The sequence below is a fragment of the Asticcacaulis currens genome (genome assembly GCF_028550395.1).
In the GTDB taxonomy this organism is placed as follows: domain Bacteria; phylum Pseudomonadota; class Alphaproteobacteria; order Caulobacterales; family Caulobacteraceae; genus Asticcacaulis; species Asticcacaulis currens.
This window is the reverse complement of record NZ_JAQQKW010000005.1, coordinates 282432-295216: the sequence shown is the minus strand read 5'-3', so window position 1 is coordinate 295216 and position 12785 is coordinate 282432. Positions and strand designations below refer to the sequence as shown.

11 protein-coding genes and 1 other RNA gene are annotated in these 12785 nt (G+C 63.2%); 9 read left to right on the top strand and 3 right to left on the bottom strand.

Annotation, left to right across the window (positions count from 1 at the left end):
* Positions 1-19 precede the first annotated feature (19 nt).
* Positions 20-445, top strand: an RNA gene (gene rnpB / locus PQU94_RS10770) — RNase P RNA component class A.
* A gap of 344 nt (positions 446-789) precedes the next feature.
* On the opposite strand, the gene PQU94_RS10765 is transcribed toward rnpB, so the two are convergent.
* Positions 790-1080 carry a putative quinol monooxygenase gene (locus PQU94_RS10765; protein WP_272741466.1) on the bottom strand — a complete coding sequence of 97 codons (291 nt, stop codon included), beginning with the start codon at positions 1078-1080 and terminating at the stop codon, positions 790-792.
* 397 nt (positions 1081-1477) lie between these two features.
* On the opposite strand from PQU94_RS10765, the gene PQU94_RS10760 reads away from it, so the two are divergent.
* The 8 genes from PQU94_RS10760 to murD all read left to right on the top strand — a co-directional run bounded on the left by PQU94_RS10760 (position 1478) and on the right by murD (position 10892).
* Complete coding sequence (locus PQU94_RS10760; RefSeq protein WP_272741465.1) at positions 1478-1930, top strand: division/cell wall cluster transcriptional repressor MraZ; 453 nt, start codon at positions 1478-1480, stop codon at positions 1928-1930.
* Positions 1927-2922: a 16S rRNA (cytosine(1402)-N(4))-methyltransferase RsmH gene (gene rsmH, locus PQU94_RS10755; protein ID WP_272741464.1), complete on the top strand. Its 996-nt coding sequence runs from the start codon at positions 1927-1929 to the stop codon at positions 2920-2922. The genes PQU94_RS10760 and rsmH overlap by 4 nt, the downstream gene beginning before the upstream one ends.
* On the top strand, positions 2919-3377 hold the full coding sequence (gene ftsL / locus PQU94_RS10750) for a cell division protein FtsL (RefSeq protein ID WP_272741463.1): 459 nt from the start codon (positions 2919-2921) through the stop codon (positions 3375-3377). The genes rsmH and ftsL overlap by 4 nt, the downstream gene beginning before the upstream one ends.
* The gene (locus PQU94_RS10745) at positions 3374-5173 is read left to right on the top strand and encodes a peptidoglycan D,D-transpeptidase FtsI family protein (protein WP_272741462.1); all 1800 of its coding nucleotides are present in this window, start codon (positions 3374-3376) and stop codon (positions 5171-5173) included. Before ftsL ends, PQU94_RS10745 begins: the two co-directional genes overlap by 4 nt.
* Before the next feature lie 87 nt (positions 5174-5260).
* Complete coding sequence (locus PQU94_RS10740) at positions 5261-6724, top strand: UDP-N-acetylmuramoyl-L-alanyl-D-glutamate--2,6-diaminopimelate ligase (RefSeq protein WP_272741461.1); 1464 nt, start codon at positions 5261-5263, stop codon at positions 6722-6724.
* Positions 6725-6759: 35 nt separating this feature from the next.
* Positions 6760-8148: a UDP-N-acetylmuramoyl-tripeptide--D-alanyl-D-alanine ligase gene (locus PQU94_RS10735; RefSeq protein ID WP_272741460.1), complete on the top strand. Its 1389-nt coding sequence runs from the start codon at positions 6760-6762 to the stop codon at positions 8146-8148.
* Between the two features lie 9 nt (positions 8149-8157).
* The gene (mraY, locus tag PQU94_RS10730; protein WP_272741459.1) at positions 8158-9267 is read left to right on the top strand and encodes a phospho-N-acetylmuramoyl-pentapeptide-transferase; all 1110 of its coding nucleotides are present in this window, start codon (positions 8158-8160) and stop codon (positions 9265-9267) included.
* A 218-nt stretch (positions 9268-9485) separates the two neighbouring features.
* Positions 9486-10892: a UDP-N-acetylmuramoyl-L-alanine--D-glutamate ligase gene (murD, locus tag PQU94_RS10725; RefSeq protein ID WP_272741458.1), complete on the top strand. Its 1407-nt coding sequence runs from the start codon at positions 9486-9488 to the stop codon at positions 10890-10892.
* Positions 10893-11016: 124 nt separating this feature from the next.
* Here murD and PQU94_RS10720 read toward each other — a convergent pair whose 3' ends face one another.
* Both PQU94_RS10720 and PQU94_RS10715 read right to left on the bottom strand, forming a co-directional pair.
* Positions 11017-11742 (bottom strand): TorF family putative porin, encoded by a 726-nt coding sequence (locus PQU94_RS10720; RefSeq protein ID WP_272741457.1) that lies wholly within the window; start codon positions 11740-11742, stop codon positions 11017-11019.
* Positions 11743-11801: 59 nt separating this feature from the next.
* Entirely contained in the window at positions 11802-12746 is a 945-nt protein-coding gene (locus PQU94_RS10715) for an NAD(P)H-dependent flavin oxidoreductase (protein ID WP_272741456.1), read from the bottom strand.
* Between the last annotated feature and the right edge of the window lie 39 nt (positions 12747-12785).

Here is a 12785-nt window from a genome sequence, read left to right as displayed (position 1 = left end):
CCCGCACAAGGCGCGTGGATCAGATGACCGGGCGATCGCAGGAGCGAGAGCCTCATCCCCAAAAGTGCTTTGCGGTTTTGGGATAGAGATGAGGCGACGTTATCTTGAGGAAAGTCCGGGCTTCACGGTAATAGGGCGGCGGGTAACGCCCGCCAAGGGTGACCTTAGGGATAGCGCCACAGAAAACAGACCGCCCGGCGTCAGCCGGGTAAGGGTGAAACGGTGCGGTAAGAGCGCACCGCGCGACCGGCAACGGAAGCGGCACGGCAAGCCCCGCCCGAAGCAAAACCGAATAGGAACGGCGCGTCGGTTTTCCGACAGGGTATTACCGCCCCAGCACGTTCGGGTTGGTTGCATGAGCGCCGGAGCAATCCGTCGCCAAGATGAATGATCGCCAGAGGGCGCAAGCCCCGAACAGAACCCGGCTTACAGGTCATCTGATCCCCTCTCAGCCTAAAGTCCTGACGGACTTCAGGGTGGTGCCTGTTTCGTCAAATCAAGGCGCGAAGCGGTTCTTCGCCTTGATTTGGCAGATATGCCACCTCTTCGATTTACTCGAAGACGTGGCGGTTACTGAGCGAGGTCTTTTCCCCACGCCGTCAGCCGGGATCATTTTGGTGCGGTCAGAAGGTTGCGCCACGGCACGCTTCACCTTCTGGTCTCTCCAGACCAGATAATCGGGATCGCTATTTTCACTTTCTTCGAAACGAAGACTTAGCTCGATCTGTTTTGGGGGACTCAATGCGTGACATGAGCCTAATCTGGCAGAGAGAGGCGGGTTTAAGCCATCTAAATCCCGTGCCCGCCCACCGGTTCCGTCACGATGTGCTCACCAAACGCTGCGATCAGCGGCATGGCCTGCCGGATCGTTTCAGCCACGGCGGGCAGGTGCAGTGAGGCCTTGTGGCTGTCGGCGGAGTCCCACACCTCGGTGATCCACAGCTTGTCCGCGTCCTGTGGGTCCTTGGCCACCACATAGCTCAAGCAGCCGGGCATGTCGCCGACGCTGGCGGTCATCAGCGCGATCAGGTCGTCGCGCTTGCCGGGGTGGGCTGAAAAGCTGCCGATCAATCCGTACATCTGTGTCTCCTTATGCGTCGCATCCTGTCCTTTTCGAGAGACAAAACCTGTCAGCAGGCTGTGGAACCGCCCCTTGTGGATAAGCAAGGCTGCGCACAGGCTTATGCACAGGCGCTGTTAATCTTTGTGAATGGCTTGAGTTCAGGATTTGTAAAGGCTTTGGCAACCCTTTATTCAGCTTGTTTGCAAAAGTGTTAACAGGTTCTCCTTCCGTTCTATCCCCTTGTCGCTGTTCGATAAATTCTGAGTCGAAAGGCATAAAGTGTCAGTCAGAGTCATTGCGTCCCACTTCATCCCATGTTAACCCTAATTCGGGTCGGCGAAGCAGGGCTTTCGTCTGGCTTTGGGCATGGATCATACCGAATGAGGGAGCGGGCATTGGCCCGGACGCGCAGGGGTGTTTCTCTCCACGCACGAGAAGCAACTGGATGCGAAGCGGAGACTGCTGGTCCCGCAGGACTTCCGTGCGGCTGCGCTGGTGCCCTTTGACGGCATGGACGGCTTTGACGGCCTCTATGCCTTTGCCCTCAAATCGCTCGGCTGCGTCGAATGTGGCGGGGCGCAATTTTTCAGCCATTACAAGAAGATCGTCGATGCGCAGCCCTTCGGCTCGGCGCCGCGCCGCATCCTTGAAGCGCGCATCTTCGGCGATATGGCGAAGCTCAATTTCGACACGGCGGGGCGCATGACCCTGCCGGACGCCCTGTGCGAGCAGTTCGGGCTGAAAGACGCCGTGCTGCTGGTCGGTCTCTATGACCGCTTTCAGATATGGAACCCCGACGCCTATGCCGCGCATCTGGCGACGCAGGAGGCTGAGCTGTCCGGCGTGCTGACGGAGCTGGGCCTATGAGTGTTTCCGGGAACGAAGCGCCGCACATCTCCGTCCTGCTGAATGAGGTGATCGCCGCCGTCGCGCCTGAGTCGGGCCGCGTGGTGGTCGATGGCACCTTCGGAGCCGGCGGCTATACGCGCGCCTTCCTGTCGCGTGGGGCGGAGGTCATCGCCTTTGACCGCGACGCGCGCGTTCAGCCGTTTGTCGAATCTGTGCGCGGCGACTTTGGCGACCGCTTCTGCTTCGTCAATCGCCCCTTTTCGGAAATGGCCGAAGGGTTGGCCGAGCTGGGCGTCGATCAGGTCGATGCCATTGTGCTCGATATCGGTGTCTCCTCCATGCAGCTCGATGAGGCCGATCGCGGCTTCTCCTTCATGCGCGACGGACCGCTGGATATGCGCATGGCCGTTGAGGGTCTGAGCGCGGCGGATATTGTCAATGAGTGGGCCGAAGCCGACATCGCCCATATTATCTGGCTTTATGGTGAGGAGCACAGATCGCGCGCGATCGCCGCTGCCATCGTCAAGCGCCGCAAGGAAGCTCCGTTTGCGCGCACGCTCGATCTGGCGGCCGTGGTCGAAAAGGCCGTGGGTGGGCGTCGCGGCGACAAGGTGCATCCGGCGACCAAGACGTTTCAGGCCCTGCGCATCGCCGTCAATGACGAGCTGGGCGAGCTGGAAAGCGCGCTGGAAGTGTCCGAGCGCCTGCTCAAGCCCGAAGGCGTACTGGCCGTCGTCACCTTCCACTCGCTCGAAGACCGCATGGTCAAGTCCTTCCTGGCCGAGCGCGCCGGGCGCACGCCGTCGGGTTCGCGCCACGCACCGCAGGTGCAGACCGGCCCGGCGCCGACCTATCGCCTCGATTCGACCAAGGCGATTGCGCCGTCAGAGGCCGAGCTGAGCGTCAATCCGCGCGCGCGTTCGGCCAAGCTGCGCGCCGCGCGCCGCACCGGCCACCCGCCCTTTGCCCAAACCCGTAACGCGTCCCCTTCCCGGAGAGCCGTCAGATGAAAGCCCTGATGCGTCTGTTCGACCGCCGTATTCGCGGTGTCCGCCTGATCGAAGCCATAGGGCTTCTGCTGGCCCTGATCATGATCTTCTGGGTCTGCCTGTCCAAGGTCAAGGAAGGGCAGGAGGTCGCCCGCCTCAATGCGCTCAATGCCCAGATCGCCGAGGAGCAGGCGACCATCAAGCAGCTTAAGGTCAAGGTGGCCAATCTGGAGCAGCCGGCGCGTATCGAGGCGCTGGCGCGTCAGTATCTGGGGATGCAGCCCCTGTCGCCCAAGCGCGAGGCCGGGCTCGACAATCTGGTGGAAATTTCCCGCTCGGTGGCGCGCCCTGAAATCCACGCCGCCCCGCCGGTGACGGCGGTCACCGCCAAACCTTCGGTCATGACCGAAGAGGAAAGTGCGCCCATCGCCGCGCCGGTACCTGCGACCCCCGCGACCGGGGAGGGCACGCGATGAGATACGGACACCGCCTGTCGTTTATTGACTCGACCGCCTCTGGTTTTCAGTGGGTGGCCGATCGAATGTGGAAAGTCGAGCACGCCTTTGAGCGCGCCAATGCCGTCGCCTCTGACCGGCTGGCCAGCGCGCGGATGCGTATTTTCTTCATTCTGGTGGCCATTGGGGTCATCTATCTGATCGTGTCCGGTTTCGCGGTGAAGGCGGCCCTGTCGGGCGGTCATGGCGGCGTGGACTACAGCCTGCCTGCCGATGCGCGCGCCGATATTGTCGATCGCAATGGCGCGCTTCTGGCCACCGACATTTTCAATTACGATCTGTTCCTTGAGCCGGCGGATATTATGGCCGCTGACCGTCCGCTGGTGAAGCGTGCCCTGATCCAGCTTCTGCCGCAGATTCCGCGCGATCAGCTCGATTCGGCCCTGTCGGGAAACAAGCGCATGACGGTCATGCCGTGGCTGACGGCGTCGGACAAGGCGCGCATCCTCAGCTATGGCCTGCCCGGTGTCGGTTTTGAGCCGCGTCGTATGCGTGGCTATCCGCTGGGCACGGCCGGGGCCTTCTATATCGGCATGACGGAAAAGGCCGGTAAGGGTCTGGCCGGGGCCGAGCGCGCCTTTCAGGATCAGATTGCCCGTTCCAACACGCCCTTCCCGCTGGCCATGGATCTGCGCGTACAGGGCGCGCTGGAAAACGAGGTGCGTAACGTCGCCATGGCTCAGAGCGCCAAGGGGGCCATCGGTCTGGTGACCAATGTGCGCACGGGTGAAGTCATCGCCATGTCGAGCTGGCCGGAATTTGACCCCAATCAGGCCGGGCGCTATGCCGACAATAACAAGCTGAACCGCGTCACCAATTCGGTGTTCGAGGTGGGCTCGGTGTTCAAGGTGCTGTCGGTCGCTATCGGTCTGGAGTCGGGGACGGCTTCGCTCAACACCACCTATGACGCGCGCACCCCCTATCAGTTGGGTAAGCGCAAGATTTCGGACTACCACGCCGAAAACCGCATCATGACGCTGGAAGACGTCTTCCTCGTCTCGTCGAACATCGGGACCACCCTGATGGCCGAAAGCGTCGGCATCGACACCATGACGAAGTTCTACAATTCGCTGGGCCTGTTCCGCGCCGCCGATATCGAGCTGGCCGAAACCGCGTCGCCGCTTCTGCCCAAAAAGTGGTCGAAGGATTCGCTGGCCTCGTCCTCCTTCGGGCACGGCATGTCGATTTCGCCGCTCTCCTACGCGCAGGCCGCCGCGGCGACTATGAACGGCGGCTATCTACGGCCCCTGACTCTCCGCAAATACGATCCGTCGCAGCCGCTGAAAGGCGAGCGCGTCTTCTCGGCCAACACCTCGCGTCAGATGCTGGACCTGATGCGCGTCAACGTCCTCAAAGGCACGGGCGGGCGCGCCAATGTGCCGGGCCTGCGCGTCGGCGGTAAGACCGGCTCGGCAGAAAAGGTCGTCGGCGGGCGCTATGACCGCACCAAGATCCTGTCCTCTTTCGTCGCCGTCTTCCCCACCGACGGCAATGTCGAGGATGACCGCTACATGGTGATGATCATGGTCGATGAGCCGACGGGCAATAAGGACACGTTCGGTCTGCGCACCGGCGGCTTTGTGGCCGCCCCGGTGGCGGGGCGCGTCATCGACCGCATCGCCCCCTTCCTCAATGTGGCGCGCAAGGATGACAAGTTCGCCGACTCGGAGTGGGTTAAGTCTCAGGTGATGAAGGAAGAGCAGACGGGCGGTGCCGCGGGAGCAGAAGCGGCTATGCCCGCTGCCGCCGGTCATTAAAGGGGTCGCGCCATTTTTCCGAAAAGTGGTGCCCACTTTTACGGATGGCGCTTCGGATGGTGCGCGTATGAACAAGGGAATGAAACCATGAGCGGGCTACGCCTGTCGGACATATTGAGGCGCGATCTGGACGTGGATCCGGTCGTGACCGGCGTGACCGCCGACAGCCGCAAGGTCGGACCGGGGACGCTGTTCTGCGCCCTGCCGGGTTCGGCGCGCGACGGTCGGGAATTTATCCCTCAGGCCCTGTCGCAGGGGGCGGCCGCCGTTCTGGCCCCCGAAGATACGCCCGCGACCGCGTCCAATATCCTGACGGCTTACGATGTGCGCCGCGCCTATGCCCTGGCGGCCAAGGCCTTTTATGGTGCGCAGCCCAAAACCTGCATCGCCGTCACCGGCACCAATGGCAAGACATCCGTCGCCACCTTCTGCCGTCAGATGTTCGCCCATATGGGCTACCATTCGGCCAGCGTCGGAACGCTGGGCATCGTCACCCAGAACGGCGCGGCAGAGCACGCCATCACACCGCCAGGCCTGACCACGCCCGACGCCGCCGACATTGCCGAGCATCTGGCCGCACTGGCGCGCGACGGCGTGACGCATCTGGCGCTCGAAGCCTCCTCGCACGGCATTGATCAGCGTCGCCTCGATGGCGTCACCCTGACGGCGGCGGGCTTCACCAACCTGACGCAGGACCATCTCGATTATCACGCCACCATGGAGGCCTATCGCGCCGCCAAGCTGCGTTTGTTCGAGCAACTCCTGCCGCGCGGCCGCACGGCGGTGCTCAATGCCGATTCCGACGCCTATAATGCCTTTGCCGCCTCGGCCATCACCGCCGGGGCTTCGCTGCTCAGCGTCGGCGAGCGCGGGCAGCACCTGACCCTGACCCACCGCGATCTGACGGTGGACGGGCAGATCCTCTACCTTGAGCATCAGGGCCGCAAGTTTGAGGTCAAGCTGAAACTGGCCGGCCTGTTTCAGGCGTCGAACGCGCTGGTGGCGGCGGGCCTGTGTCTGGCCGCCGGTCAGAAGGTCGAGCCGGTGCTGGAGGCGCTGTCGCACCTGACCGGGGCGCGCGGGCGGCTGGAGCGCGTCGGTTCGACCGGCAATGGCGCCGAAATCTATGTCGATTACGCCCATACGCCGGACGGGCTTGAGACGGTATTGAAGGCGCTGCGCCCGCACACGCAGGGGCGTCTGGTCTGTGTCTTCGGCTGTGGCGGCGACCGCGATCGCGGCAAGCGGCCGCAGATGGGGGCCATTGCCGAGCGGCTGGCCGACCGCGTGATTGTCACCGACGACAATCCGCGCTCCGAAGAACCGGCGTCCATCCGCGCCGAGATCATGGCCGGTCTCGCCGGAACGCAGTCGTCTAACGTGCTTGAGATCGGCGACCGCCGTCAGGCCATTTTCGAAGCCGTGGCCAGCCTGAAAACCGGCGATGTGCTGGTTGTGGCGGGCAAGGGCCACGAACAGGGACAGATCGTCGCCGGAAAGGTCTTGCCTTTCGACGACGCCGGTGTAGTGCTCGAAGCCTTGAACGCATAAACCCCCTCTCCCTCAAGGGAGGGGGAGGAGTAAAGATGACACCTCTCTGGACCGGAACCGAACTGCTCAAGGCCACAGGCGGCACCTTTGCGGGCCTGAGCGGCGACGCCAGCGCCATTCGCGCCACCGGCATCACCTTTGACAGCCGTCAGGTGCAACCGGGCGATATCTTTCTGGCCTTGTCCGGCGTGCGTGACGGGCACGACTTCGTGGCGCAGGCCTTCGCGCAGGGGGCGGTGTGTGCGATCACGCGCAAGCCGGTCGAAGGCGGCCCGTGCCTGATGGTGCCGGACGTGCTTAAGGCGCTGGAAAAGCTGGGGGCCTATGCCCGCGACCGCGCCCCGGCCCTGAGAGGGGCGGTGACCGGCAGCGTCGGCAAGACCTCGGTGACGCAGATGGTCATGGCGGCCCTGAGCCGCGCCGGACGCGCCCATTCGGCGGTCAAGAGCTTCAACAACCATATCGGCGTGCCGCTGACTCTGGCGCGTATGCCCGCCGATACGGAACGCGCCGTGTTCGAAATCGGTATGAACCACGCCAATGAGATCACGCCCCTGTCCGAGCTGGTCGAACCCGATGCGGTGATCATCACGACGGTCGGCGCCGTGCACACCGAGAACTTCCCCGATGGCGAAGAAGGGGTGATGAAGGCCAAGGCCGAGATTTTCGACGGCCTCAAATACGGCGGTCTGGCCATTCTCAACGCCGACAACCACTGGTTTGCCGAATTGAACGAACGGGCGAGCGAAATGGGCGCCAGGGTGCAGCGCTTCGGCGAGGCCGAAGGCTGCGACGCACGCCTGATCAGCCATGAGGTGGTCGATGGCCGCGCTCAGGTCACCGCCACTTTGCACGGGCGCGATATCGCCTTTACGCTGGCCCATACGGGCAGGCATCAGGCGCTCAACGCCCTGTCGGTGCTGCTGATGTGCGAAGCACTGAGGGTCGAGACGGCGACGACGCTCGCCGCCCTGTCGGCCTTTGAGGCGCTGGACGGGCGCGGGGCCGAGCACAAGATTGCCGTCACTGGCGGTCAGGTGACGCTCATCGACGAAAGCTACAACGCCAACCCGATCTCCATGGTGGCGACGCTCAACGCCTTGTCAGCGCGTCCGCTGGCGGCGGGCGGGCGGCGCATCGCGGTAATGACCGACATGCTGGAACTGGGCCCCGATGAGGCCGAGCGGCACGCGGGTCTGGCCCCGGCGCTGGCGGCGGCGGGTGTTGATCAGGTGTTCATCGCCGGACCGCTGATGCGTGCCCTGTGGGACGTCTTGCCGGAGGCGCAGCGCGGGGCTTATGCGGCCACGGCGGCGGAACTGCTGGAACCGCTGAAATCGGCCTTGCGCGCGAACGACATTGTTATGATAAAGGGCTCCAACGGATCGAAGGCGGGCCTGATTGCCAAGAGCCTTCTGATTTAGGGACACTCTATGTTTTATTTTCTGTATGAGCATTTCGCGGCGCTGGATCACTGGCCGCTGCTCAACCTCCTGAAATATCAGACCGTGCGCGTCGGCCTGGCCATCATCACCTCCTATCTGGTGGCGGTGGGTCTCGGCTCGCGGTTTATCCGCTGGATGCGCGCCAGACAGGGCAAGGGGCAGCCGATCCGCGAAGATGGCCCGCAATCGCACCTGCTGACCAAGAAGGGCACGCCGACCATGGGCGGGCTGATGATTCTGGCCGGTATTCTGGTGGCGACGCTTCTGTGGGCGGACCTGCGCAGCCTGACCGTGTGGGTGGTGCTGGGCGTCACCATGATTTACGGTTTTCTGGGCTTTATCGACGACTATGCCAAGGTGACCAAGCAGTCCTCGGCCGGTCTGTCGGGGTCGCAAAAGCTGATTGCGCAGTTCATCGTGGCCGGTATAGCGGCCGCGCTTTTGGTCTTTTACGGGCCGCAGTCGCCGACCTCATCGGGGCTTTCGACCTCTCTGGCCGTGCCTATCTTCAAGAATGTGCTGTTCAATCTCGGCTATTTCTACATCGTCTTTGCCGCCGTGGTCATTGTGGGCGCGTCGAACGCCGTCAACCTGACCGACGGGCTGGACGGGCTGGCCATCGTGCCGGTGATGATCGCGGCGGGGACGTTTGGCATCATCTCCTACGCCGTCGGCAACTATGTCTTCGCCAACTATCTTAACGTCCACTTTGTGCCCGGATCGGGTGAGGTGGCGGTGTTTCTGGCCTCGGTCATCGGCGGGGGCATGGGCTTTTTGTGGTACAATGCCCCGCCGGCCAAGATCTTCATGGGCGACACGGGTTCGCTGGCCCTGGGGGGCGGGCTCGGCATGACCGCCGTGGCCGTCAAGCACGAGATCGTGCTGGCCATTGTCGGCGGCCTGTTCGTGGTCGAAGCCCTGTCGGTCATGATCCAGATCGGCTATTTCAAGCTGACCGGCAAGCGGGTCTTCCTGATGGCGCCGATCCACCACCATTTCGAAAAGAAGGGCTGGGCGGAATCGACGGTCGTCATCCGCTTCTGGATCGTCGCCGGGATTTTGGCCATGGTCGGTCTGGCCACGTTGAAGCTGAGATAAAAGTGTAGCCACCCCACCCCCATTGGCTCCGCCAATGGTCCCCCTCCCCGGTAAACCGGGGAGGTACACGGTAGACCCCTTACACCTCCCCGCTGGCGGGGAGGGGGACCGCACGAGTTTGCGAAGCAAATGAGATGCGGTGGTGGGGTGGTTCTGAGTCATACCGGCCAGATGCAGTCAGCATCTTCGGCCGTTGGTATCGGTATGGAGACATCGGTTTGATCCCCGTCAAAGGTTTTGAAGGCAAGCGCGTAGCGATTTTCGGTCTGGGGCGGTCCGGCCTGTCGGCGGCGCGCGCGCTGAAGGCCGGCGGGGCCGAGCCGCTTCTGTGGGACGACAAGCCGCAGTCGATGCTCAGCGCCTCGAAGGAAGGCTTCACCATCGAAAACCTCAAGGTCGCCGACTGGTCGGAAATCGACGCCCTGATGCTGTCGCCGGGCGTGCCCCTGACCCATCCGGAGCCGCACTGGACCGTAAAGGCGGCGCAGGAAGCCGATGTGCCGGTCATCGGCGATATCGAGCTGTTTGCGCGCACGCTTAACACCCTGCCGGAAAAGCAGCGCCCGAAGACCGTGGCCATCACCGGCACCAACGGCAAATCGACGACGACGGCCCTGATCGGCCATATCCTCAAGGCTGCCGGGCGCGACGCCCATATCGGCGGCAATATCGGCATCGGCGTGCTCGATCTGCCGGAAATGCACGCCGGGACGGTCTACGTCATCGAAACCTCCTCCTATCAGCTCGACCTGACCCAAACCTTTCGCCCGGACGTGGCGGTGCTGATGAACTTCTCGCCTGACCATCTCGACCGGCATGGCGATATGGACGGCTATATCAAGGCCAAGAAGCGTATCTTCCTGAACCAGACGGCACATCAGACGGCGGTGGTCGGCACGGACGATGAGTGGTCGCAGGCCGTGGTGACGGAAATGACCGCGCACCATTCGGTCAATCTCATCCCCATTTCATCGCGGCGCACCTTGGGGCGCGGCGTCTATGCGCTGAACGGCGTCATCTACGACGCCACGACCGACCGCGCGCGTCAGATCATCGACCTCAAAACCGTCCGCACCCTGACGGGCCGCCACAACTGGCAAAACGCCTGCGCCGCCTATTCGGCCTGCCGGGCGCTGGGCCTGACGGTCGAAGCGATTGTGGCGGGCATCCGGTCCTTCCCCGGCCTCGACCACCGGATGCAGGAGATCGGGCGCATCAAGAATGTGCGCTTCATCAACGACTCAAAGGCCACCAATGCAGATGCGGCGCGTCAGGCTATGTCAAGCTATGACGGCTTTTACTGGATCGCCGGTGGCCGCGCCAAGGCGGGCGGCATAGAGGAGCTGAAAGACCTCTTCCCGCGCGTGAAGCACGCCTATCTGATCGGTGAGGCGGCGGAGCTGTTTGAAAAGACCATCGGTACGGCGGCCCCCTGTACCCAGTCGCGCCTCTTGTTCACCGCCGTGGCGCAGGCCTTTGCGGCGGCGGAAAAGTCCGGCAAGGAAGAGGTGGTGCTGTTGTCCCCGGCCTGCGCTTCTCAGGACCAGTTCACCGACTTCGAAGCGCGCGGCGATGCGTTCAAAGAGGCCGTGGCCGACATCCAGCGCAGCCTGGCCTCGGCCTAGCGCGGTGCATAGTGCCGAAGGTTATGGCTAAGGCCACAGGCTTTGTGGCTATGGCGTACGCCCCCTCCGCCTGCTCGCAGGCTCGCCCCCTCCTCCCCATGCCTTCGGCACAGGGAGGAGGGAGTTAAAACCGTCGTTGCAAGGCCACCACGAAGCGGTCGCCGTGCGCTTTGGAATAGTCATGGCGGTTGGTGTCGTAATAACGCAGATCCAGCGACATTTTGGCATTCAGCGCCAGCGTTGCCCCGGCATTCCACGCCGTGTAGGTGCGTTTGGGCTCGGTGCGCCGCTCGCCGATGCCGCCTGACGCGCTCCAGCGATCCGACAGTTTCTGCGCCGCCCCAAGTTCATAATAGAAGGCCGCTTTGGTCGCGCCCGATGAATCCGGCGACCAGATGGTCAGCGCCTTCAGCGTCGTGCGCCCGAAGGTGCGGCTGGCCTCACTCTGCCACTCGACGAAGTGTGTATCGCTGCCCGGCCGCGCGCCGCCATTGACCTTATAGATGATCTGGCTGTTGAGGTGGATATCCGGCCCGACCGACCAGCGGCCACCGATGGCCAGCGCGCTCTGATCGTCGCTGCCGTCCGAACCGCGCACGGTCTTCAGGCGCGCCGACACATAGGCCCAGTCGCGCGAGGCGGTCACCGCCGCCGACACCTGCCCGTTGCCTTGCGTTTCTGAAATGCCCTTGCTTGCCGAATCCGTGGCCACACCCAGTTGCGCCCCGAACTTCCAGCCCTGCAAGGCCTCGGTCCAGTCATCGCTCCAGTCGGCTATGCCCGACGGGTCGGCCATAGCCGGTGTGGCCATCAGCGCCGAAGCCACAGCCAGCCCGCGCCCAAGTTGCAATAAAAGTGTCACAATACTCGCGGTAACGGCGCTTTGTGTCGGCAATAAGGCGCGAAAACTCAGCCAACCTTCTGCGTAAACTCGGCGCGGGCGGCGTTAAACTCGGCTTTCAGCCGCGCGATCAATTCAGAGGTGGGGAGGATGTCGCGCACATTGCCCGTGCCTTGCCCCGCCGACCACAGGGTCTTCCACGCCTTGGCCTCGTCGCTCATCTCGTGGTCCATGTCCATCTTGGTGGTCATGTCCTTCAGCATGTCTTTGGTGATGCCGTGGCTTTCGAGCGAGGGCAGCAGGAAGGAGGCGGGCACACCCGAAATGGCCGGCGTATAGACGATGTCCTTGGCCGACGACTGGGTCAGCATGGTCTTGTAGCCGTCGCTGGCCATGGCCTCTTCGGTAGCAATAAAGCGCGTGCCCATATAGGCGAGGTCGGCCCCCATCATCAGCGCCGCCGCCACGTCCGACCCGCGCGACAGGCAGCCCGACAGGACGATGGTGCCGCTGTACCACTGGCGGATCTCACCCAGAAGCGCGAAGGGGTTATAGGTGCCGGCATGGCCGCCTGCGCCGTTACAGACAAGGATCAGCCCGTCCACACCGGCCTCGGCGGCCTTTTGCGCATGGCGCACGGTGGTGATGTCGTGGAAGACTACGCCGCCATAGGAATGCACCGCATCGACCACGTCACGTACCGCCCCCAGCGAGGTGATGACCAGCGGCACCTTCTTTTCGACCGTCACCATCATATCGGCCATCAGCCTTGAATTGGTCGGGTGGACGATCATATTGACGCCGAAGCGCGCATCCTCAGGCGTCAGCGCCCCTTGAATTTCGTCGAGCCATTGCGCATAGCCTTCAGTGGTCCGCTGATTGAGCGCCGGGAAGGTGCCGATCATGCCGCTTCGGCACGTCGCAATGACCAGCTCCGGCCCGGAGACCAGGAACATCGGCGCGGCAATGGCGGGGAGGCTGAGGCCCGCTTTCAGGGTATCCGGAATGGCCATGGTCGTTTCTTGCCCTTAAGTAAACTGTTGTATTCGCTT

What these genes read in the sequence shown, in the direction of transcription:
- PQU94_RS10735 (WP_272741460.1), top strand. Translation starts at nt 6,760, where the DNA reads ATGACACCTCTCTGGACCGGAACCGAACTGCTCAAGGCCACAGGCGGC.
- PQU94_RS10715 (WP_272741456.1), bottom strand. Translation starts at nt 12,746, where the DNA reads ATGGCCATTCCGGATACCCTGAAAGCGGGCCTCAGCCTCCCCGCCATT.
- PQU94_RS10765 (WP_272741466.1), bottom strand. Translation starts at nt 1,080, where the DNA reads ATGTACGGATTGATCGGCAGCTTTTCAGCCCACCCCGGCAAGCGCGAC.
- ftsL (WP_272741463.1), top strand. Translation starts at nt 2,919, where the DNA reads ATGAAAGCCCTGATGCGTCTGTTCGACCGCCGTATTCGCGGTGTCCGC.
- PQU94_RS10740 (WP_272741461.1), top strand. Translation starts at nt 5,261, where the DNA reads ATGAGCGGGCTACGCCTGTCGGACATATTGAGGCGCGATCTGGACGTG.
- rsmH (WP_272741464.1), top strand. Translation starts at nt 1,927, where the DNA reads ATGAGTGTTTCCGGGAACGAAGCGCCGCACATCTCCGTCCTGCTGAAT.
- PQU94_RS10745 (WP_272741462.1), top strand. Translation starts at nt 3,374, where the DNA reads ATGAGATACGGACACCGCCTGTCGTTTATTGACTCGACCGCCTCTGGT.
- mraY (WP_272741459.1), top strand. Translation starts at nt 8,158, where the DNA reads ATGTTTTATTTTCTGTATGAGCATTTCGCGGCGCTGGATCACTGGCCG.